The sequence below is a fragment of the Streptomyces sp. NPDC044704 genome (genome assembly GCF_056433525.1).
Window position 1 is genome coordinate 317308 of record NZ_JBWKGY010000008.1, and the last position, 20946, is coordinate 338253.

Below are 20946 nucleotides of genomic sequence, written 5' to 3' on the forward strand. Positions count from 1 at the left end.
CCCCGGCGGCGTCCCCCGTGGCGTGCCCCCGGCGGGCGGGGCACCCCCCGGAGGCGTACCCCCGGCGGCGGGTGCCGGGGACGGCTGGGGGCCGGGTCGTCCCCCGGCCAGGGGATAGGCTCGGGGGGTGGCTTCTGCCCCCGACCCCCTCACCCGCACCGGCGTGCGCGGCGGCCGTACCGACGTCCCGCCGGGCCACGGCCACGGCCACGCCCGCGCGGCCGGGTCCGGCTCCAAGGCCCGGAGCTGGGCGCCGGACGGCCCCCTCGACCTCGGGCTCACGCTCGGCCCGCTCCGCCGCGGCCCCGGCGACCCTACCTTCCGCACCACTCCCGACGGCTCCGTCTGGCGGGCGACCCGGACCCCCGAAGGCGCGGCGACGCTGCGCGTGTCCCGTCACGGCGGGGCCGTGGACGCCGAGGCCTGGGGCCCGGGCGCCGACTGGATCCTCGACCGGCTCCCCGAACTGCTCGGCGCGGGCGACGACCCGACCGCGTTCGTCCCCCGGCACCGGCTGCTGCACGCCAGCCACCGCCGCCGCCCCGGCCTGCGCCTGACCCGTACCGGGCTGGTCCTGGAGTCCCTGGTCCCGACCGTGCTGGAGCAGAAGGTCACCTCCGACGAGGCGTACCGCGCCTGGCGCCGGCTGGTCCGCGGGCACGGGGAGCCCGCCCCGGGGCCGCAGGACATGTACGTGATGCCGGACGCCCGCGGCTGGGCGCTGATCCCCTCCTGGGACTGGCACCGGGCCGGGGTGGACGCCAAGCGGTCCGGGACCATCGTGCGGGCCGCCCGGGTGGCCGCCCGGCTGGAGGAGGCCGCGGCGATGGAGCTGCCCGAGGCGGCGCGCAGGCTGGAGGCCGTCCCGGGGATCGGCCCGTGGACCTCCGCCGAGACGCTCCAGCGCAGCAACGGCGCCCCCGACGCGGTGACCACGGGCGACCTGCACCTGCCCGGCATCATCGGCTACGCCCTCGCGGGCGACCGGGACGCCGACGACGCGGTCATGCTGGAGCTCCTCGCCCCGTACGCGGGCCAGCGCCACCGCGCGGCCCGCCTGGTCCTGCTGGCGGGCCGTACCCCGCCCCGCCGCGCTCCCCGTATGCCCCGGGGGGACATCGGCCGGCTCTGACGGGGTCCGGCGGGTCAGCGGACCTCGACGAACTCCTCCACCGGCCGGGGCGGCCGGTCGCGGGGCGGTTCGGCGGCGTGGCCGACGGCCACCGCACCCATCGGGTCCCAGTGCTCCGGCAGCCCGAGCACCTTGCGCACCACGTCCCGGCAGAACATCGTCGAGGACACCCACGCCGAGCCGAGCCGTTCCCCGGCCAGCGCGACGAGGAAGTTCTGCACGCCGGCGCCGGTGGCGACGACGAACATCTCCCGTTCGGCCGCGTCCCGCCGGGCGTGCCCGTAGTCGTGCGCGCCGTCGGTGACCATGCACGGCACGACGAGGTACGGCGCGGCCCGCAGGACGTCGCCGCGCCGGATCCGCCGGGCGACGGACTCCTCGGACTTGCCGTCCCGGCGCAGGTCCTCGATCCAGGCGTCGCGCATCGCGTCGAGGAGTTCCAGGCGCGCGGCGGGCGATTCCAGGAGCACGAACCGCCACGGGGTCGTGTGGTGGGGGGCGGGGGCGGTGAGGGCCGCGGCCACGGCCCGCCGGACCGCGCCGGGGTCCACCGGCTCGTCGGTGAAGGCGCGTACGGTACGCCGCTGCGTGACGGCTTCCCGTACGGCTTCCGAGGTGCCGAGCCGGAACATGTCGTCGGCGGGGGCGCGCACCAGGTCCCGGGCGGTGGAGCCCTCGCCCCGCAGGTGGCCCAGGCCCCGGACGACGGCGACGGGCAGCCCGGCGGCCTTGCCCTTGACGAGGTCACCGGCGGCGGCGAGTTCGTCGGCGGTGGCCACGACGGTGGCGCTGAGCGGGTTGCCGTGGGCGTCGGTGCCGCCGCGCAGGTCGTCCAGGACGCGCACGCCGGCCGCGCCGATGGCGACGTCGGTCAGCCCGGTGCGCCAGGGCCGCCCGAAGGTGTCGGTGACGATGACGCCGACGTCGACGGACAGGGCCGTACGGAGACCTTCGCGGAGGGCGGCGGCGGAGGCGTCCGGGTCCTCGGGCAGGAGCAGGACGGTGCCGGGCGCGGTGTTGGAGGCGTCGACCCCGGCGGCGGCCATGACCAGGCCCTGCCGGTTCTCGACGACGCGCAGCGTGCCCCGGCGGGCGACGACGCGGACGGTCTCGGCGTCGATGGCGTCCTCGCGGGAGGAGGCCTCGGTGATGCGGCCCTCGGCCTTGGAGACGATCTTCGAGGTGACGAGGAGGACGTCTCCGTCGCGCAGGCCGGGTGCGGCGGCGGCGATGAGCGCCGCGAGGTCGTCGCCGGGCCGGACCTCGGGGATGCCGGGGACGGCGTGGACCTCGTACGAGGGAACGGTCACCGGGAGGACTCCGCCAGGTCCAGTGCGGCCCGGGCCATCGCGGCGGTCGCGTCGAGGTCGGTCATCATCAGCGGGACGGCGCGGCAGGTGATGCCGGCGGCCTCGACCTCGGTGACGGCGGCCGTGTCGGCGGTGTCCACGAGCCAGCCGTCGAGCAGCCCGGTGCCGTAGTGCAGGGCGACGGCGGCGGCGGTGGATTCGACGCCCACGGCGGCGAGGACCTTGTCGGCCATGCCGCGTACGGGGGCGCCCCCGACGATGGGGGAGAGGCCGATGACGGGGGCGTCGGCGGCGGCCACGGCCTCGCGGATGCCGGGGACGGCGAGGATGGTGCCGACGGACACGACGGGGTTGGACGGCGGGAAGAGGATGACGTCGGCGGCGGCGATGGCCTCCAGGACGCCGGGTGCGGGCTTGGCCTGCTCGGCGCCCACGGGGACGACGGCTTCGGCGTCCGGCGCCGCGCGCAGCCGGACCCAGTACTCCTGGAAGTGGACGACGCGGCGTTCGCCGGTTTCGGCGTCGGTGACGGCGACGTGGGTCTCGACCCGGTCGTCGGACATGGGGAGCAGCCGGACGCCGGGCTGCCAGCGGTCGCAGAGGGCTTCGGTGACGGCGCTGAGCGGGTAGCCGGCGCCGAGCATCTGCGTGCGGACGATGTGGGTGGCGAAGTCGCGGTCGCCGAGGCCGAACCAGGTGGGTCCGACGCCGTAGGCGGCGAGTTCCTCCTTGACGGTGAAGGACTCGTCGGTGCGTCCCCAGCCCTGGTCCTCGTTGATGCCACCGCCGAGGGTGTACATCACCGTGTCCAGATCGGGGCACACCTTGAGCCCGAACAGGTGAATGTCGTCACCGGTGTTGCCGATGACCGTGATGTCCGCGTCGGGAACCGCCGACTTGAGTCCGCGGAGGAAACGGGCGCCGCCGATGCCGCCGGCCAGAACAACAATGCGCATGTGCCGCAGTCTGTCAGGCGGTGACGTGCGCCTGGTGGGCCGGGGAGCAGCTGTGCATCGGCATCTCGGTGAGGCCGGGGAAGTAGACGTGCAGGCTGACCGCTCCGTCGAGGGTGTCGTTGACGACCTCGTGGGCGTAGCCGGGGGCGAAGACGCGCTGGGATCCGGGGCCGAGGGCGAGGGGGCCGCGCGGGCTGTGCTCGGTGAGTTCGCCGTCGAGGACGGTCAGGACGCCGGAGGAGTCGCCGTGGCCGTGGAGGCCGCTGCCCTGGCCGGGGACCCAGCTGAGCAGCCAGACCTCGTAGCCGGGGCCGGTGCGCAGGCGGTGGTACCAGCGGGTGGTGGCGTCGTACTGGACGAGGTGTTCCCAGCTCGCGCGGTCCGCGGCGATGGAGCGGGCGAGGCCGACGAACTCGGCGACGGTGGCCGGGTGCTCGCGGGCGGGCTGGAGGAGGTGCTGGACGGAGAGGATGTCGCCGGCGATCTGGAGGTCGCTCTCGGTGACGGCGGGGGCGGCGGGCGCGGTGACGGCGGCGGCGGTGGTGGGTGCGGCGGCGCTGTTCATCGTGGGGGTTCCTCGACGGATGTCAGTCGTGCGGGGCGGTTGCTGTGGGGGTGTGGCCGGTGCTCACGGGAGCCGGGGCTCCGGGGGCATCAACAGCTGCAACAGCAACAGCGAACCTGGGCAGCACGCAGGAACCCACGAATGGGGGTCCGGGTGGCGGCTGCGGGCGCTGACATGAAGACAAGGAGAACGGGGGAAGGGTCGGACTGTCAACCCAATGTCCGGTTTGAGGGAAAAGTTTCACCTCATCCGGTTACCGTGCGCGGAGAAAGGTTTGTGCAGTCCACACCAGGGGATGTGGCGGTCAAGTACCGCCGAAACCCCCTTCAAACCAGTCGGCTCCACTCGTGACCGGAATGTGATCCGCGCCGCATGTTCGGCCGGATCGCAACCCCTCCTTCGGAGTGACGCGTCGACCACTGGGGAGGGGGTCACCCTCGTGATACCTGTGGCATGTGTCACGATTTTTGGCGATATGAACACTTTCTGCATACGCTTGGTTCCGCAGAGTGAATAAGGGGCCCAATAGCAGATCCCGGCTTGACTGCGCAGGAGCCACACACTTGTAATTTCACTCGTGTCGTTACGTAGCGATCAGTAACGGCAACACCACGGGGACGCACAGACAGAGCGAGGGGCGCACATGACCGAGCTGTTTCAGGAACTGCTGGTCGAGGAGGCGGACGAGGAGCTCGGATGGCAGGAGCGCGCTCTGTGCGCCCAGACCGACCCCGAGTCCTTCTTTCCCGAGAAGGGCGGCTCCACCCGCGAGGCCAAGAAGGTCTGCCTCGCCTGCGAAGTCCGCTCCGAATGTCTTGAGTACGCCCTCGCCAACGACGAGCGATTCGGCATCTGGGGCGGCCTCTCCGAGCGCGAGCGCCGGCGCCTGAAAAAGGCAGCGGTCTGAACCCGCCGGAGCGCCACCGTCCGGATACCCACCCCACCACCCACGACATATCGAGCCGCACCACCCGCAGGACGTTCAGCAGAGCAAACGGTCCGCCTCCCGCACCTTCCCCGCAGGAGGCGGACCGTCGTCTTTCCAGCCGTTAGTGTGGGGCGCTGTCCAGCAGCCTCCGAGGGCACACCACCCCCGGATCCCCGGCCGGAGGGCCCGTACCGCGATGTCCCTGCACAGCAACTCGACGGCCTCCCACCAGACAGCCGCCACCCCCGAGTTCCCCCGGCACGTCGTCACCGCGGTCCTCGTCGCCCACGACGGAGCCCGCTGGCTGCCCCAGACCCTCGCCGGACTCCTCGCCCAGGAACGCCCCGCGCAGAGCCACGTCGCCGCCGACACCGGAAGCGCCGACGACTCCGCGCGCCTGCTGACCGAGGCCTTCGGCGCCGACCGCGTCCTGCACCTCGCCCGCCGCACCGGCTTCGGCGCCGCCGTCGACGAAGCCGCCCGTACCGCGGGAGTCCTGACGCCCGAGGACCTCCCCTACCTCAAGCGCCCCAGCGGCTGGGACCCCGTCAGCCGCACCTGGCGCGACGACGCCTACGACCTCCCCGAACACCCCCACGGCGAACCCGTCCAGTGGCTCTGGCTGCTCCACGACGACAGCGCACCCGAACCGGACGCCCTGACCGAACTGCTGCGCGTCGCCGACGACAACCCCGAGGCCGCCGTCATCGGCCCCAAACTGCGCGGCTGGTACGACAGGAAGCAGCTCCTCGAAGCCGGCGTCACCATCGCCCGCAGCGGCCGCCGCTGGACCGGCCTCGACCGCCGCGAACAGGACCAGGGCCAGCACGACCAGGTCCGCCCCGTCCTCTCCGTCTCCACCGCCGGCATGCTCGTACGCCGCGACGCGTACGACGCGCTCGGCGGCTTCGACCGCCGCCTGCCCCTCATGCGCGACGACGTCGACCTCTGCTGGCGCGCCCACAGCGCCGGCTTCGACGTCCTCGTCGCCCCCGACGCCGTCCTGCGGCACGCCGAGGCCGCCGCCCGCGAACGCCGCACCGTCGACTGCGTGGGCCGCTCCGCCGTCGGCGCCCACCGCGTCGACAAGGCCGGCGCCGTCTACACCGTGCTGGCCAACTCCTCCGGCCGCGCCCTGCCCTACGTCCTGCTCCGCCTCCTCGTCGGCACCGTCCTGCGCACCCTCGGCTACCTCGTCGGCAAGGCCCCCGGCCAGGCCGTCGACGAGATCACCGGACTGCTCGCCACCCTGCTCCGCCCCGGCCGCGTCCTCGCCGCCCGCAAGGCCCGCCGCAGGCCCGCCGTCCCCGCCGCCGAACTGCGCCCGCTGTTCCCGCCCCCCGGCGCCACCCTGCGGGCCAACGCCGAACAGCTCGCCGGGTACTTCGGCTCCGACCGCGACACCGACCGGACCCCGGCCGGCCGCCACGGCGGCGCCGTCGAATCCGGGCCCGGCGCCGAGGACGCCGACTACCTGGAACCCGCCCCCTCCGGCCGGCTGGGGCGCATCGCCCGCAACCCGGCCCCCGCCCTCTTCGCCCTGCTCCTGTTCGTCTCCCTCGTCGCCTGCCGCGCCCTCCTCGGCGGCGGCTCCCTCACCGGCGGCGCCCTGCTCCCCGCCCCCGGCAGCGGCCTCGACCTGTGGCGCGCCTACACCGGCGACTGGCAGCCCGCCGGCGTCGGCACCACCGCCGTCGCCCCGCCCTACCTCGCCGTCCTCGGCGGCCTCTCCGTCCTCCTGCTCGACTCCACCCGGGCCGCGCTGACCCTGCTCCTCGTCTGCTCGGTCCCGCTCGCCGGACTCACCGCCTACTTCGCGTCCCGGCCGCTCGTCGAATCCCGGCTGCTGCGCGCCTGGGCCGCCGTCGCCTACGCCTTCCTCCCCGCCGTCACCGGAGCCCTCGCCGGCGGCCGCCTCGGCACCGCCGTCCTCGCCGTACTGCTCCCCCTCATCGCCCGCTCCGCCGTCACCGCCTTCGGCTTCGCCGAGGGCCCCGGCGGCCCCGACCCGCAGGGCGGGCGGCGCGCGCTGTGGACGTACACCCTGCTGCTGACCCTGGCCACCGCCTTCACCCCCGTCGTGTGGCCGCTCGCCGCCGTCCTCGCCACCGCCGCCGTCCTCGTACGCCGCGCCCACTGGAAGACGTACGCCCTCCGGCTGCTCGCCGCCCTCGCCGTACCGCTCCTCGTCCTCGCCCCCTGGTCCCTCGGGCTGCTCGCGCACCCCGGCCGCTTCCTCGACGAGGCCGGACTGCCCTACGCGGGCCGCCCCGCCGCCGCCCTCGACCTGCTCGCCACCAGTCCCGGCGGCCCCGGCACCGGCAGCGCCGTGCTCTTCGCCGGGACCGTGCTGGCCGCCCTCGCCGCCCTGCTCCGCGCCGACCGGCGGTTCGCCGTCGCCACCGCCTGGAGCGCCGCCCTCGCCGGCCTGCTCCTCGCCGTCCTGCTCAACCGCGGCGGCTGGGCCGGGCCCGCCACCCTCCTCTACGGACTCGCCCTCCTCGCCGCCGCCGTACTCGGCGCGGACGGCGCCCGGGAACGCGTCGCCGCCCGCAGCTTCGGCTGGCGCCAGCCCTTCGCCGTCCTCGTCGCGCTCCTCGCCGCCGCCGGACCGCTCGCCGCGGCCGCACTGTGGGCCGGCGCCGGAGCCGACGGACCGCTCAAGCGGCGCGACCCCGTACAGGTGCCCGCCGTCGTCGCCGAACAGTCCGCCGACAGCAACCAGACCCGCACCCTCGTCCTCGGCGGCGACTCGCCCGCCACCGTCTCCTACACCCTGGTCCGCGGCTCCGGCGTGCGCCTGGGAGACGCCGAACTCCTCGCCGCCGCCGGCAGCGAACCCCGCCTCGCCAAGGCCGTCGCCGGCCTGGTCTCCGGCTCCGGCGCCAACCACTCCGAACAGCTCGGCGCCTTCGCCGTCCGCTACGTGATGATCCCGCCCGGCGGCCCCGAGCGGATGCGCCGCGTCCTCGACGGCACCCCCGGCCTCAAACAGCGCCACCAGGACGACGGAACCGCCCTCTGGGAGGTCCAGCAGCTGCCCGCCCGCGTCACCATCCTCGACCGCAGGCAGGGCCGGGCCCCGATCGCCGTCGACGCCGGACCCGTCCGGGCCCGCGCCCGGATCCCGGCCGGCGAGGAGGGCCGCACCCTGCGCCTCGCGGACCGGGCCGACCCGGGCTGGAAGGCCACCCTCGACGGGAAGCCCCTCACCCCCACGACCCTCGACGGCTGGGCCCAGGGCTTCGAACTGCCCCGTGAAGGCGGTCGCCTCGACCTCGTCCACGAGGACTCCCTCACCCGCGACGCCTGGCACTGGGGGCAGGGCCTGCTCGCCCTGCTGCTGCTCGTCATGGCACTGCCGGGCCGCAGCGCCCGCCTCGACGACGACCTCCCCGACGAGGACACCGCCGCCCCCGCCGGGGACGGTCCCGGCGAGCCCGGAGAGGGCCGCCGCGCCCGCCGCCTGCGCGCCGGGGCCGCACCCGCCCCGGAGCCCGCCCCGGCCGAGGCGGTCGTCGACCCGTACGCGCAGATCCCGGCGCAGCAGGTGTACGGGGAGGAGTCGTACGCGTACGAGACGCCCTACCCGTACGAGCAGCAACAACAGCAGTCCCCGCAGCAACAGCCCCAGCAGTACCAGGAGTACACGGAGCACCAGGAGTACGCCGAGCCGTACCCGCACCCCCAGCAGTTCCCGCAGCAGCAACAGCAGCAGCCGCCCCACCCGTACGAGTACGAGCAGCGGTACGACACCTACGGACAGCACGACCCGCGTCCGGACGGGAGCCCCCAGCAGTGAAGCAGCGCGCCCTCCTGACTCCGGCGGCGGTGACGGCGGCGCTGGCCGCCGTCACCGGGCTGGCCTTCCTGACCGCCCCCGCCTCCGCCCCGGCCGTCGCGGCCCGGCAGGAGGCCGCCTCCCGGATGCCCGTGGAGCGGTCGCTGCTGGTGTGCCCCGCGCCCAGCTCCTCGGACATCGCCGAGACCACGTACACCTCCCTCACCCCCGGCCAGGGCGACGCCAAGGGCACGGCCCGGCTGCTGACCAAGGACGGCAAGCCCGTCCTGGAGCCGAAGGCGCCCGGCAAGCCCGTCGGAGCCACCGCCTCCGGAGCGGACGCGCCCGCGCTGACGGGAGCCGCCGAGGGGGCCCTGGCGCCCGGCTGGACCGCCCAGCAGACCACCAAGGTCTCCGTCGGCCAGGCCCGCGGCCTGCTCGGCGTCTCCTGCACCGCGCCCGGCACCGACTTCTGGTTCCCCGGCGTCAGCACCGCCAAGGGCCGCCAGGACTACGTCCACCTCACGAACCCGGACGACACCGTCGCCGAGGTGGACATCAAGCTGTACGGCCCGGAAGGGCTGGTCAAGGGCAAGCCGGGCACCGCCGACACCGTCATCGCCGTCGAGCCCCGCTCCACCACGAAGGTGCTGCTGTCCTCCCTCGTGCAGGAGGCCCAGCTGACGGACGTCACCGCGCACGTGACGACCGGTTCGGGCCGGGTCGGCGCCTCCGCGCAGATCGCCGAGGACGGGGTCGGCGCCGACTGGCTGCCGGCCTCCGCCGGCCCGTCCGGCTCCCTCGTCCTGCCTGGCATCCCGCCGGACGCCACCTCCGTACGCCTCGTCGCCTTCGCCCCCGGCGAGGACGACGCCGACCTGACCGTCCGGCTGGCCGGGCCGGGCGGCCCGATCAGCCCCGCCGGCAACGAACGGCTGCACGTCAAGGCCGGCATGACGGCGAGCGTGGACCTCGCGGACGTGACCCGCGGCGAGGCCGGCTCGCTCCTGCTGGCCCCGGCGGACGCGAAGAAGCAGGTACCGGTGGTGGCGGCGCTGCGGGTGGTCCGCGGCACCGGCGCGAAGCGGGAGCTCGGCTTCGTCCCGGCGAGCGCCCCCGTCGGCGCGCGGGCGACCGTCGCCGACAACCGCGCCGAGGACAAGGTGACCGCGCTGGCCCTGACGGCCGCCGGCGCCGGGGCGAAGGTCCGGGTGACGGCCTCCCCGGGAACCGAGGGCGGCACCCCGGAGGTCCGGGAGTTCACCGTCAAGGCGGGCACCACCCTCGCCGTCACACCGCCCCCGGCCCCCGCCGGCGGCAAGGGGGCCTACGCCCTGACCGTCGAGACGCTCGAAGGGGGCCCGGTCCACGCGGCCCGCACGCTGACCCTGCCCCACGACGGGATCCCGATGTTCACGGTGCAGACCTTCTCCGACGACCAGTCCACCGTCTCGGTCCCGAAGGCCGTCGAGGACCCCTCGGTCCTGATCCGCTGACCACCGGGCGCCCCCGGTGCGGGCTCAGTCCTGCCCGTACCGGGGGTCGACCGTCTCCGGCGAGAGCCCCAGCAGCTCGGCGACCTGCTCCACCACGATCTCGTGCACCAGCAGCGCCCGTTCGTCCCGCGTCTTGGCCCGGATCTCCACCGGCCGGCGGAAGACCACGATCCGGGCCGGCCGCCCGTCGCGGGCCTCGACCAGTCCGCCCAGCGGCACCGCCTCGTCGTTCCAGCCGCTCTCCGGGCCGCCCGGCGGCCCGGGCACGTCCGCGATGACGAACTCCACCTCGTCCAGCTGGGACCAGCGCCGCTCCAGCCGCTCCACGGAATCCCGTACGAGGTCGCCGAACAGCTCCGCCCGGCTCGCCGACAGCGGCACCTGGGGCGGAGCCAGCGGCCCGCGCATCCCCCGTCCGTGCCGGTCGCGGCGCCGCGGCCCGGGCGTGTGCGCGGGTTCGGCGGGAGGGGCGGGGTCGGGAGGAAGGGCGCTGTCCGTCACCCCCGCAGGGTAGCCCTCACCCGGTTGCCGGTCAGGGCTTCGATCCGGTCACGACCTGGTGTCGCGGCGGGAACGAACCGGCCCGGACCGGGCACCGCCCAGGGCCCGAAGGCCCGTGCGCACACGGCCGCGTGAGCACGACACGGGGGCGCTGCCGGGGGGTGAGTCGTCGCGGCCCGGTCAAGAGTGCGGTACCGTCCAACGTCGTGAGCCTTGTACGTCGCTGTTCGCGCACCGCGTGCGGCCGCCCTGCCGTCGCCACACTGACGTACGTCTACGCCGACTCGACCGCAGTTCTCGGCCCGCTCGCCACCTACGCCGAACCCCACTGCTACGACCTGTGCGCCGAGCACTCGGAGCGCCTGACCGCTCCGCGCGGCTGGGACGTCGTACGCCTGTCGGACGCTTCCGGCCCGTCCCGCCCCAGTGGCGATGACCTTGAAGCATTGGCCAACGCCGTGCGTGAAGCGGCCCGTCCGCCGCAGCGCGCGGCCGAGGCCGGCGGCGCCGGTCCCGGGCAGCGGAACACCGGGGAGACCCGCCGCGGCCACCTGCGCGTCCTGCGTTCGCCGGACTCCTGACGCCCGCATCGTCTGAAGAGCGGTTCCCCGTACAGGGTAGGTTTGCTCCACCGCACAGAACCTTCAGGAGGGCAGGCAGTGGCCGCAGATCTTTCGAACATCGTCAAGGCATACGACGTACGCGGCGTCGTACCGGACGAGTGGGACGAGCCCCTGGCGGAGCTGTTCGGTGCTGCCTTCGTCGAGGTGACCGGTGCGACCGCGATCGTCATCGGCCACGACATGCGCCCCTCCTCGCCCGGCCTGTCCGGCGCCTTCGCCCGCGGCGCGGCCGCCCGCGGCGTCGACGTCACCCTCATCGGGCTGTGCTCCACGGACCAGCTGTACTACGCCTCCGGCAAGCTGGACCTGCCCGGCGCGATGTTCACCGCCTCGCACAACCCGGCCCAGTACAACGGCATCAAGCTCTGCCGCGCGGGCGCCGCTCCCGTCGGCCAGGACACCGGCCTCGCCACCATCCGCGAGCTCGCCGAGAAGTGGACCGACGAGGGCGCCCCGGCGATCCCCGCCGGCACCGTCCCGGGCACCGTCACCGAGCTGGACAGCCTCCCCGGCTACGCCGACCACCTCAAGGGCCTGGTGGACCTCACCGCCATCCGCCCGCTCAAGGTCGTCGTCGACGCGGGCAACGGCATGGGCGGCCACACCGTCCCCACCGTCTTCGAGGGCCTTCCGCTGGACCTCGTCCCCATGTACTTCGAGCTGGACGGGACCTTCCCGAACCACGAGGCCAACCCCCTCGACCCGAAGAACATCGTCGACCTCCAGGCCCGCGTGATCGCCGAGGGCGCCGACCTCGGCCTCGCCTTCGACGGCGACGCCGACCGCTGCTTCGTCGTCGACGAGCGCGGCGAGGGCGTCTCCCCGTCCGCGATCACCGCCCTGGTCGCGGCCCGCGAGCTGGCCCGCAACGGCGGCAAGGGCACGATCATCCACAACCTGATCACCTCGTGGTCCGTGCCGGAGGTCGTCCGCGAGAACGGCGGCACCCCCGTCCGCACCCGCGTCGGCCACTCCTTCATCAAGGCGGAGATGGCCAACTCCGGCGCCATCTTCGGCGGCGAGCACTCCGCGCACTACTACTTCAAGGACTTCTGGAACGCGGACACCGGCATGCTCGCCGCGCTCCACGTCCTGGCGGCCCTCGGCGGCCAGGAGGGCACCCTCTCCGCGCTCGTCGCCGAGTACGACCGCTACGTCGGCTCCGGCGAGATCAACTCCACCGTCGCCGACCAGGCCGGCCGCACCGCCGCCGTCAAGGCCGCGTACGCGGGCCAGGAGGGCGTCACCTTCGACGAGCTGGACGGCCTCACCGTCGCCGCCGCCGACTGGTGGTTCAACCTGCGCCCCTCGAACACCGAGCCGCTCCTGCGCCTCAACGTCGAGGCCCGCGACGAGGCCACCCTGGCCAAGGTCCGCGACGAGGTCCTCGCGCTCGTCCGCGCCTGAGCCCCGGCGCAAGCCGGCCCCACCGGAGTCCGGGGCGCGGGGGTCCGGGGCAGAGCCCCCGGCACCAACCCGCACCCGCCCCCGGCCCCCGCCGCCGCTCCCCGGAGCGCGCGGGGGCCCGGGGCGGCCCCGCCCGGCGGGGCCGCCCCACCTCCGAGCCGCACCGCAGGTGACTCGGCGGTACGCTGACCTCGCCCGATCCGCATTTCCGAAGGGAACCGCCCCATGCCGCTCGAAGCCGGCCTCCTGGAGATCCTCGCCTGCCCCGCCTGCCACGCGTCCCTGGAGGACAAGTCGGCGGACGAGACGGCACCCGAGTTGATCTGCACCGGCCAGGACTGCGGCCTCGCGTACCCGGTCCGCGACGGGATCCCGGTCCTCCTCGTCGACGAGGCCCGCCGCCCCGCCTGACCCGCACCCCGCGCAGACCGCAGACGCTGAGACCGGTTCCGCCACCCCGGAGCCGTCAACACCGCCGGAGGCCGCCATGCTCGACGAGTCGCTCCTCGACGCACCGGACGATCTCGCCCGTGCCGACCGCCGCGGCCTGCTCCGCGGCGCCGCCGACGCCGGCGCCCGGGTCCGTACCGCGGCACGGCACGCGACCGAGGCGGGCCTCGCGGACCTGCGCCCCGACGGCCGCCCGCGCGCCGTGCTCATCGCCGGCTCCGGAACCGCCGCCACCGGCGTCGCCGACCTCCTCGGCGCCCTCGCCGGGTCCTCGGCCCCCGTCACCCGGCTCCACCCCACCGGCGTCGCGCCCGCCGCCGGGGCCCTGCGCTGGGCGCTCCCCGGCTGGGCCGGCCCCGTCGACCTGCTGCTGATCGCCACCACCGACGGCACCGAGCCCGGCCTCGGCGTCCTCGCCGAACAGGCCTACCGGCGCGGCTGCACCGTCGTCGCCGTCGCCCCCGAGCGGTCCCCGCTCAGCGAGGCCGTGGACGGCGCGCACGGAGTGCTCGTACCGATGGCCAAGGCCCCGTACCAGGAGTACGACGAGTCCGCCGCGGCCGGTCCCGGAGCCCTCTGGGCCCTGCTGACCCCGCTCCTGGTGCTGCTGGACAAGGTCGGCCTGGTCACCGCCGCCCCCGACACCCTCCAGCGGGTCGCCGACCGGCTCGACCGGACCGCCGAGCGCTGCGGGCCCGCCATCGTCACCTACTCCAACCCGGCCAAGACCCTCGCGACCGAACTCGCCGACTCCCTGCCCCTCATCTGGAGCGAGGGAGGCGCCGCGGGCCCCGCCGGCCGCCGTTTCGCCGCGACCCTCGCCGAGCTGGCCGGCCGGCCCGCCCTCGCCGCCGAACTCCCCGAGGCACTGCCGGCCCACGGGGTCCTGCTCGCCGGATCCTTCGCGGCCGGAGCCGACCCCGACGACTTCTTCCGCGACCGGGTCGAGGAACCACAGGCCCTGCGCGCCCGCATCGTCCTGCTGCGCGACCGCCCGGCCGGCGGCCTCACCGCCGCACCCGCCGCCCGCGAACTCGCCCTCAGCCACGACACGGCCATCAGCGAGCTCGAACCGGAGGAGGGCGGAGAGCTGGAACAGCTCGCCGAACTCCTCGCCGTCACGGACTTCGCCACCGCCTACCTCGCGCTGGCGACCCGGGGCCACGGCTGAGGCACGGACCCGTGCCCGCCCTACCTTTCAGATCCAGGAAGACGACGATGGACCGCCTGACGAACACGATCCGCCCCTACGCGTGGGGATCCACCACCGCCATCCCCACCCTGCTGGGGATCGAGCCCACCGGTGAACCCCAGGCCGAGATGTGGATGGGCGCCCACCCCGGCGCCCCCTCCCGCCTCGACCGCGGCGCGGGCGGCACCACCCTCGCGGACGTCATCGCCGCCGACCCGGAAGGCGAACTCGGCGCCGCCGCCGTCGCCAAGTTCGGCCCCCGGCTGCCCTTCCTGCTCAAGCTCCTCGCCGCGGGCGCCCCCCTCTCCCTCCAGGTCCACCCCGACCTGGCCCAGGCCAAGGAGGGCTTCGAGGACGAGGAGCGCCGCGGCGTCCCGATCGACGCGGGCCACCGCAACTACAAGGACGCCAACCACAAGCCCGAACTGATCTGCGCGCTCACCCCCTTCGACGGCCTGTGCGGCTTCCGCCCGCCGCTGGAGGCCGCGGCCCTCCTCGAAGGCCTCGGCGTCGACTCCCTCAAGCCGTACGCCGACCTGCTGCGCGCCCACCCGGAAGAGGCGGCGCTGCGCGAGGTACTCACCGCCGTACTGACCGCGGACCGCGCCGAGATGGCCCGTACGGTCACCGAGGCCGCGGCAGCCGCCGAGCGGCTCGGCGGCCCGTACGCGCCCTACGCGGGACTCGTCCACGACTACCCGGGCGACCCGGGCGTGATCGCGGCCATGCTGCTCAACCACGTCCGGCTCCAGCCCGGCGAAGCCATGTTCCTCGGCGCGGGCATCCCGCACGCCTACCTCGACGGCCTCGGCGTCGAGCTCATGGCCAACTCCGACAACGTGCTGCGCTGCGGGCTCACCCCCAAGCACGTGGACGTCCCCGAACTGCTCAAGGTCGTCATCTTCGAGCCGAGCGCACCGGGCATCCTGCGCCCCGAGGCCGACGGCGAGGAGGTCTACGAGACCCCCATCGACGAATTCCGCCTCTCCCGCTTCCTGCTGGCCCCCGGCGGCGCCCCGCAGACCCTCCCGGACGCGGCCCCGCAGATCCTGCTCTGCACCGCCGGCAGCCCGAAGGCCGGCGAACTGACCCTCGCGGCAGGCGAGTCCGTCTTCGTCCCGGCGGGCGAAAAGGTCGAACTGTCCGGATCCGGAACCGTATTCCGCGCCACCGTGGTGGTCTGACGTAGCGTCGGCACCACGATCGGCTGCAACAATGTGCGGCCGTAGTCAGTGGCTAGGAAGGGACATCCAGCACCCATGAGCGCGTCGGGCGGTACCAGGGCGATCGTGGCGGCACTCGCCGCCAACCTCGCCATCGCCGTAGCCAAATTCGTGGCATTCCTCTTCAGCGGCTCCTCGTCGATGCTGGCGGAGAGCGTCCACTCGCTGGCCGACTCCGGCAACCAGGGACTGCTGCTCCTCGGCGGCAAGAAGGCCCAGCGCGAGGCGACGCCCCAACACCCCTTCGGGTACGGGCGCGAGCGCTACATCTACGCCTTCCTCGTCTCCATCGTGCTCTTCACCGTCGGTGGCATGTTCGCCATCTACGAGGGCATCGAGAAGATCAACCACCCGCACGCCATCGAGGCCTGGTACTGGCCCGTCGGCGTCCTCGTCTTCGCGATCATCGCGGAGTCCTTCTCCTTCCGCACCGCGATCAAGGAGTCGAACGAGATCCGCGGGCGGCAGACCTGGACCCAGTTCGTCAGGCGGGCCAAGGCCCCCGAACTGCCCGTCGTCCTGCTGGAAGACCTCGGCGCGCTCGTCGGCCTCGTACTGGCCCTCGGCGGCGTCGGCATCGCCCTCGTCACCGGCAACGGCGTCTGGGACGGCATCGGCACGCTGTGCATCGGCGTCCTGCTGATCGTCATCGCCATCGTGCTGGCCGCCGAGACCAAGTCGCTGCTGCTCGGCGAGGCCGCCGGTACCGAAGAGGTCGACAAGATCAAGGCCGCCATCGTCGACGGGCAGGTCGTCACCCGCATCATCCACATGCGCACCCTGCACCTCGGCCCCGAGGAACTGCTGGTCGCGGCGAAGATCGCCGTCGAGCACGACGACACCGCCACCGAGGTCGCGGCCGCCATCAACGCCGCCGAGGCCCGCATCCGCGAGGCCGTCCCGATCGCGCGCGTGATCTACCTGGAGCCGGACATCTACGACCCGGAAGCCGCCGTCACCGGCAAGTGACCGGCAGCGCGCTGCACACGGAGGAGGGCCCCGCAGCCGACCGGCTGCGGGGCCCTCCTCCGTCCGGTTCGCACCGGCCTACGACTGCACGTCCGCGCGCTCCCCGGAAGCGGCCGGAGAGACCTGGTCCGTGTCGGCGCCGTCCTCGGCCCCGGCGGCCGGGGAGCCGGGAGCCTCCGGGCCCGCCGGAGCGTCCACACCCTGTGCGGCCGCCTCGGCGGCCTCGGCAGGAGCCTCAGGCGCCGCCTGGGCCGGCACGGGAGCGACGGCCCGCTCCGCGGCCCGCTTGCGCGCCCGCCGCGCCACGGCCGCCAGCGCGGCACCGACGAGGATCACGAGCACGCCGGCGGCCTGCCCCCACACCGCCAGCTTCGCCATCGGGTACGCCACGACCTTGGAGACGACCGCGCTCTCCGCGACCGGACCGTTGTTCGCGAACTGCGAGCCGTCCGAGTTCAGCCGGTTGTCGGCCATCAGGAACAGGTGCCCCTTGGGCACCCGCACGTCGAACGGCACCGTGGACGGGTTCTTCCACTGCTCCAGGTACGGCTCGTCCAGCGGCGTACCGTTCAGCACCAGCCGGTACTGGCCCGCGATCTTGCTGCTCACCTTGTACTGGATGCGGTCCCCCCCGACCGCGACGACCCGGTTCATCTGGGTCTTCTGCATGGACCACGGCACGGACGCGAGCACGACGTCACCCCGCCGCAGCTTCCCCTTGGCGACCGGCTCCAGGTAGATGCTCTCCCCGTTGGTGTAGGTCGGCGTCATGGTCCAGCCGACCTGCTTGCCCTCCGTGAACCGCGCGGGCGGAGCCACGGCCTTCGCCACCGTCACCCCCCCGAGGATGACCGCTCCGAGCACGAGCAGGACGATCGCCGCGATCCCGCGTCTGCGTCCTGGCCTGTGTTCCATTTCGTCCCTTCCGATGTACCTGCCTTGCATCGTAGGTCGACGCGGACGCCCGCCATGCCGCCGGGGCCCCGGTGCGTCCACTCCGTAGATACCGATTCGGACACTGCGCGGACGCCGTCGGGCCCCGTACCGCAGTGGTACGGGGCCCGACGGGCAGGGCCGGAAGGCGACGGCTAACGGATCTCCCGCAGCACCTCCAGGACGGCCGGCCCGTCCGGCGCGGACTGCAGCCGGGCCCGGAAACCGGAGTCCATCAGCTTGCGCGACAACAGGGCCAGGATCCGCAGGTGCTCGTCACCGGCAGCGGCCTCCGGCACCGAGATCATGAAGACCAGCCGGGCCTTCGTCCCGTCCAGGGCGCCCCACTCGATGCCCTCGTCGGAGCGGGCGAAGCCCACCGTGGGCCGGGACACCGCGTCCGTCTTCGCGTGCGGGATCGCGATCGACTCGCCGAGCCCCGTCGTCCCCTGCGCCTCCCGCGCCAGGGCGACCCGTACGAGCTCGTCCACGTCCCGGACGTTGCCCGTGGTGGCCAGCATCTCGGCCATTTCCCGGATCGCGGCCTCCTTGGAGTCCGACACGAGCTCCGTCTTGACCGTCCGCTCCGTCAGGTACCCGGACAGCACCTCCCGCTGCTCCGCCGCGGCCGGGGCGGGCGCGGGCTTCGTCAGCACGGCCGTCCCTCCGGTCCCGGTCCCGGTCCCGGAGCCCGCACCGGCGCCCGCACCCGGGCCGGCCACCGCGCCGGCACCGGCCGGTACGGGCGCTGCCGCCGCCGGCGCCACGACGGGCGCCCCGGCGCCCCGGCCCCGGCGCACCTTGATCTCGATCAGCGCGTTCGTCGTCAGCGCGGTCACCACCGTGCCCGTCGCGATCGCGATGAGGAACCAGCCCACCCCGCCGACGGCACCCAGCGCGGCCACGACCGGACCGCCGTGCGGCACGTGGTCGCCCACGCCCGCGACACCCGCGATGGCACCCGCCACCGCGCCGCCGAGCATGTTCGCCGGGATGACGACGGCCGGCCGGGCCGCCGCGAAGGGGATCGCGCCCTCCGAGATGCCGAACATGCCCATGAAGAGCGCCGCCATACCGGTGTCGCGTTCCTGATCGGAGTACAGCTTGCGGCGCAGCACCGTCGCCAGGCCCTGGCCGAGCGGCATGACCGGGATGGCCGCCGCGCACATGCCCATGACCGCGTAGTTGCCGGACGCGATGAGCCCCGTGCCGAAGAGGAAGGCCGTCTTGTTGACCGGGCCGCCCATGTCGAAGGCGATCATCAGGCCGAGGATGGCGCCGAGCAGGATCGCGCTGGTGCCGGTCATGCCCGACAGCCAGCTCGTCAGGCTCTCGAAGACCCAGGAGATCGGCTTGCCGATCACGTAGATGAAGAACAGGCCCAGCGCCGTCGTCGAGACGATCGGGATCACGATGATCGGCATGATCGGCTGGACGACCTTCGGGACCTTGACCTTCTTGATCCACAGGACCAGATAGCCGGCCAGGAAGCCCGTCACGATCGCGCCGATGAAGCCCGCGCCCGACTTGGAGTCGTAGAGGGCACCGGTGTTCGCGATGAAACCGCCGATCATGCCGGGCACCAGCGCCGGCCGGTCGCCGATGGCGTACGCGATGTAGCCGGACAGGATCGGGATCATCAGGGTGAAGCCCAGGACGCCGATCTGGAAGACGTGGTCCCAGAAGGTGCCCGGGGTGACCACGTACCCCTCGGCCGTGGCGTGACCGCCCAGCGCCAGGGCGATCGCGATCAGCAGACCGCCGACCACCACGAACGGGATCATGTACGAGACGCCGTTCATCAGCGCCTTGTAGGCGAGGCTGCGCTCCTTGCCCCCGCCGCCGCTGCCCGCCGCGGCGGCCGCGCCCTCCTGGACCGGCGCGTTCCGTACCCGCTCGATCAGTTCCTTCGGCTTGTGGATGCCGTCCGCGACGCCCGTCGACAGCACCCGCTTGCCGGCGAAGCGCTCCCGGTCGACCTCCTTGTCGGCGGCGATGATGATCCCGTCCGCTTCTCTGACATCGTTGTCAGAGAACACGTTCTCGGCACCGATGGAGCCCTGCGTCTCCACCTTCATGTCCACGCCCAGCTCGGCCGCGGCCTGTTGGAGCTTCTCGGCTGCCATGTAGGTGTGCGCGATGCCCGTGGGGCACGCCGTGACGGCGAGCAGCTTCAGGCGCTTCTGCCCGCTTGGGCCCCCGCCACCGGGAGGGCCGGCTGGACTGGTCACTGGAATCTCCTTCAGCCATGGGTCCACGGGATCGCGTACGACCCGATCCCCCGGCATCCTCTCGCAGAGGTGAGGCGGAGCAAAAGTCCGAAAGGCCCCGAACCGCTCCGCCATAGGGCCCTGGAACGCGCCGCGACTTGTTTCCCGGCCGACTGGGGCAGGCTCGGCCGATCGGTGTAGATTCGTCATCAGTGTCAGGCGTCGCTGCTGATGGCGGTCGGGCGGTCCCCGTGACCGGCCGAGGGGAGAGAGGGCCCCCGACGGACTGTGCTCGGTGCACCGCCCTGCCCAGGCCGGACGGCGCGCGGCTCAGCCGTACCCACCCTCTCGAACCATGAGGAGCAGCACCCATGGACTTCAAGGTCGCAGACCTTTCCCTTGCCGCTTTCGGCCGCAAGGAGATCACCCTGGCCGAGCACGAGATGCCGGGTCTGATGTCGATCCGCCGCGAGTACGCCGAGGCGCAGCCGCTGGCCGGCGCGCGCATCACGGGCTCCCTGCACATGACCGTGCAGACGGCCGTGCTCATCGAGACCCTCGTCGCCCTCGGCGCCGACGTCCGCTGGGCCTCCTGCAACATCTTCTCCACCCAGGACCACGCGGCCGCCGCCATCGCGGTCGGCCCGAACGGCACCCCGGAGAACCCGCAGGGCGTCCCGGTCTTCGCCTGGAAGGGCGAGACGCTGGAGGAGTACTGGTGGTGCACGGAGCAGGCGCTGACCTGGCCGAACACCCCCACCGGCGGCCCGAACATGATCCTCGACGACGGTGGCGACGCCACCCTCCTCGTCCACAAGGGCGTCGAGTTCGAGAAGGCCGGCGCGGCCCCGGACCCCTCGACGGCGGACTCCGAGGAGTACGCCCACATCCTCACCCTGCTCAACCGCACCCTCGGTGAGGCCCCGCAGAAGTGGACGCAGCTCGCGTCCGAGGTCCGCGGCGTGACCGAGGAGACCACCACCGGTGTCCACCGCCTCTACGAGATGATGGCCGAGGGCACCCTGCTCTTCCCGGCGATCAACGTGAACGACGCCGTGACGAAGTCGAAGTTCGACAACAAGTACGGCTGCCGCCACTCCCTCATCGACGGCATCAACCGCGCCACCGACGTCCTGATCGGCGGCAAGGTCGCCGTCGTGTTCGGCTACGGCGACGTCGGCAAGGGCTGTGCGGAGTCGCTGCGCGGCCAGGGCGCCCGCGTGATCATCACCGAGATCGACCCGATCTGCGCGCTCCAGGCGGCGATGGA

At 73.8% G+C, this 20946-nt stretch carries 17 protein-coding genes; 11 read left to right on the forward strand and 6 right to left on the reverse strand.

Features of this window, described 5'->3' with window-relative positions:
- The first annotated feature begins 127 nt into the window (after window positions 1–127).
- Complete coding sequence (locus tag AC07B0_RS22085; RefSeq protein ID WP_478898756.1) at window positions 128–1132, forward strand: DNA-3-methyladenine glycosylase family protein; 1005 nt, start codon at window positions 128–130, stop codon at window positions 1130–1132.
- A 14-nt stretch (window positions 1133–1146) separates the two neighbouring features.
- Here the strand turns inward: AC07B0_RS22085 and AC07B0_RS22090 are convergent, their stop codons facing one another.
- Genes AC07B0_RS22090 through AC07B0_RS22100 form a run of 3 tightly spaced genes read right to left on the reverse strand, consistent with a single transcriptional unit; the run spans window position 1147 to window position 3963 of the window.
- Entirely contained in the window at window positions 1147–2442 is a 1296-nt protein-coding gene (locus AC07B0_RS22090) for a coenzyme F420-0:L-glutamate ligase (RefSeq protein ID WP_478867178.1), read from the reverse strand.
- Window positions 2439–3398 carry a 2-phospho-L-lactate transferase gene (cofD, locus tag AC07B0_RS22095; protein ID WP_478898757.1) on the reverse strand — a complete coding sequence of 320 codons (960 nt, stop codon included), beginning with the start codon at window positions 3396–3398 and terminating at the stop codon, window positions 2439–2441. Before cofD ends, AC07B0_RS22090 begins: the two co-directional genes overlap by 4 nt.
- 13 nt (window positions 3399–3411) lie before the next feature.
- Window positions 3412–3963 carry a cysteine dioxygenase gene (locus AC07B0_RS22100; protein ID WP_356883576.1) on the reverse strand — a complete coding sequence of 184 codons (552 nt, stop codon included), beginning with the start codon at window positions 3961–3963 and terminating at the stop codon, window positions 3412–3414.
- Window positions 3964–4606: 643 nt separating this feature from the next.
- On the opposite strand from AC07B0_RS22100, the gene AC07B0_RS22105 reads away from it, so the two are divergent.
- The 3 genes from AC07B0_RS22105 (at window position 4607) to AC07B0_RS22115 (ending at window position 10168) form a co-directional block, all read left to right on the forward strand.
- Window positions 4607–4870, forward strand: a complete 264-nt coding sequence (locus tag AC07B0_RS22105) for a WhiB family transcriptional regulator (RefSeq protein WP_003983763.1) — start codon at window positions 4607–4609, stop codon at window positions 4868–4870.
- Between the two features lie 217 nt (window positions 4871–5087).
- Complete coding sequence (locus AC07B0_RS22110) at window positions 5088–8693, forward strand: glycosyltransferase family 2 protein (RefSeq protein WP_478898758.1); 3606 nt, start codon at window positions 5088–5090, stop codon at window positions 8691–8693.
- On the forward strand, window positions 8690–10168 hold the full coding sequence (locus AC07B0_RS22115) for a DUF5719 family protein (RefSeq protein ID WP_356883580.1): 1479 nt from the start codon (window positions 8690–8692) through the stop codon (window positions 10166–10168). The genes AC07B0_RS22110 and AC07B0_RS22115 overlap by 4 nt, the downstream gene beginning before the upstream one ends.
- Before the next feature lie 24 nt (window positions 10169–10192).
- Here the strand turns inward: AC07B0_RS22115 and AC07B0_RS22120 are convergent, their stop codons facing one another.
- Complete coding sequence (locus AC07B0_RS22120; protein ID WP_467298437.1) at window positions 10193–10669, reverse strand: metallopeptidase family protein; 477 nt, start codon at window positions 10667–10669, stop codon at window positions 10193–10195.
- Window positions 10670–10830: 161 nt separating this feature from the next.
- Here AC07B0_RS22120 and AC07B0_RS22125 point away from each other — a divergent pair, with 161 nt between their 5' ends.
- The 6 genes from AC07B0_RS22125 (at window position 10831) to AC07B0_RS22150 (ending at window position 16533) form a co-directional block, all read left to right on the forward strand.
- Window positions 10831–11250, forward strand: coding sequence for a DUF3499 domain-containing protein (locus AC07B0_RS22125; protein WP_356883582.1), 420 nt, complete (start codon window positions 10831–10833; stop codon window positions 11248–11250).
- A 78-nt stretch (window positions 11251–11328) separates the two neighbouring features.
- Window positions 11329–12699 carry a phosphomannomutase/phosphoglucomutase gene (locus tag AC07B0_RS22130; protein WP_356883584.1) on the forward strand — a complete coding sequence of 457 codons (1371 nt, stop codon included), beginning with the start codon at window positions 11329–11331 and terminating at the stop codon, window positions 12697–12699.
- 225 nt (window positions 12700–12924) lie between these two features.
- Window positions 12925–13110 carry a Trm112 family protein gene (locus AC07B0_RS22135; RefSeq protein ID WP_356883586.1) on the forward strand — a complete coding sequence of 62 codons (186 nt, stop codon included), beginning with the start codon at window positions 12925–12927 and terminating at the stop codon, window positions 13108–13110.
- Window positions 13111–13186: 76 nt separating this feature from the next.
- Complete coding sequence (locus AC07B0_RS22140) at window positions 13187–14320, forward strand: SIS domain-containing protein (protein WP_356883588.1); 1134 nt, start codon at window positions 13187–13189, stop codon at window positions 14318–14320.
- A gap of 47 nt (window positions 14321–14367) precedes the next feature.
- On the forward strand, window positions 14368–15525 hold the full coding sequence (gene manA, locus AC07B0_RS22145; protein WP_356883589.1) for a mannose-6-phosphate isomerase, class I: 1158 nt from the start codon (window positions 14368–14370) through the stop codon (window positions 15523–15525).
- Window positions 15526–15600: 75 nt separating this feature from the next.
- The gene (locus tag AC07B0_RS22150) at window positions 15601–16533 is read left to right on the forward strand and encodes a cation diffusion facilitator family transporter (protein WP_469380322.1); all 933 of its coding nucleotides are present in this window, start codon (window positions 15601–15603) and stop codon (window positions 16531–16533) included.
- 78 nt (window positions 16534–16611) lie between these two features.
- Here the strand turns inward: AC07B0_RS22150 and lepB are convergent, their stop codons facing one another.
- Window positions 16612–17448 (reverse strand): signal peptidase I, encoded by an 837-nt coding sequence (gene lepB / locus AC07B0_RS22155; protein WP_356883593.1) that lies wholly within the window; start codon window positions 17446–17448, stop codon window positions 16612–16614.
- Window positions 17449–17621: 173 nt separating this feature from the next.
- Window positions 17622–19697, reverse strand: coding sequence for a fructose-specific PTS transporter subunit EIIC (locus AC07B0_RS22160; protein WP_478898759.1), 2076 nt, complete (start codon window positions 19695–19697; stop codon window positions 17622–17624).
- A 350-nt stretch (window positions 19698–20047) separates the two neighbouring features.
- On the opposite strand from AC07B0_RS22160, the gene AC07B0_RS22165 reads away from it, so the two are divergent.
- Window positions 20048–20946 (forward strand): adenosylhomocysteinase (locus AC07B0_RS22165; RefSeq protein WP_478898760.1); only part of this gene is annotated, 899 nt, incomplete at its 3' end.

Bases quoted from the DNA above. Each gene is read 5' to 3' on its own strand.
- cofD (WP_478898757.1), bottom strand. From the start codon at position 3,398: ATGCGCATTGTTGTTCTGGCCGGCGGCATCGGCGGCGCCCGTTTCCTC.
- AC07B0_RS22100 (WP_356883576.1), bottom strand. From the start codon at position 3,963: ATGAACAGCGCCGCCGCACCCACCACCGCCGCCGCCGTCACCGCGCCC.
- AC07B0_RS22105 (WP_003983763.1), top strand. From the start codon at position 4,607: ATGACCGAGCTGTTTCAGGAACTGCTGGTCGAGGAGGCGGACGAGGAG.
- AC07B0_RS22110 (WP_478898758.1), top strand. From the start codon at position 5,088: ATGTCCCTGCACAGCAACTCGACGGCCTCCCACCAGACAGCCGCCACC.
- AC07B0_RS22135 (WP_356883586.1), top strand. From the start codon at position 12,925: ATGCCGCTCGAAGCCGGCCTCCTGGAGATCCTCGCCTGCCCCGCCTGC.
- AC07B0_RS22140 (WP_356883588.1), top strand. From the start codon at position 13,187: ATGCTCGACGAGTCGCTCCTCGACGCACCGGACGATCTCGCCCGTGCC.
- manA (WP_356883589.1), top strand. From the start codon at position 14,368: ATGGACCGCCTGACGAACACGATCCGCCCCTACGCGTGGGGATCCACC.
- AC07B0_RS22150 (WP_469380322.1), top strand. From the start codon at position 15,601: ATGAGCGCGTCGGGCGGTACCAGGGCGATCGTGGCGGCACTCGCCGCC.
- lepB (WP_356883593.1), bottom strand. From the start codon at position 17,448: ATGGAACACAGGCCAGGACGCAGACGCGGGATCGCGGCGATCGTCCTG.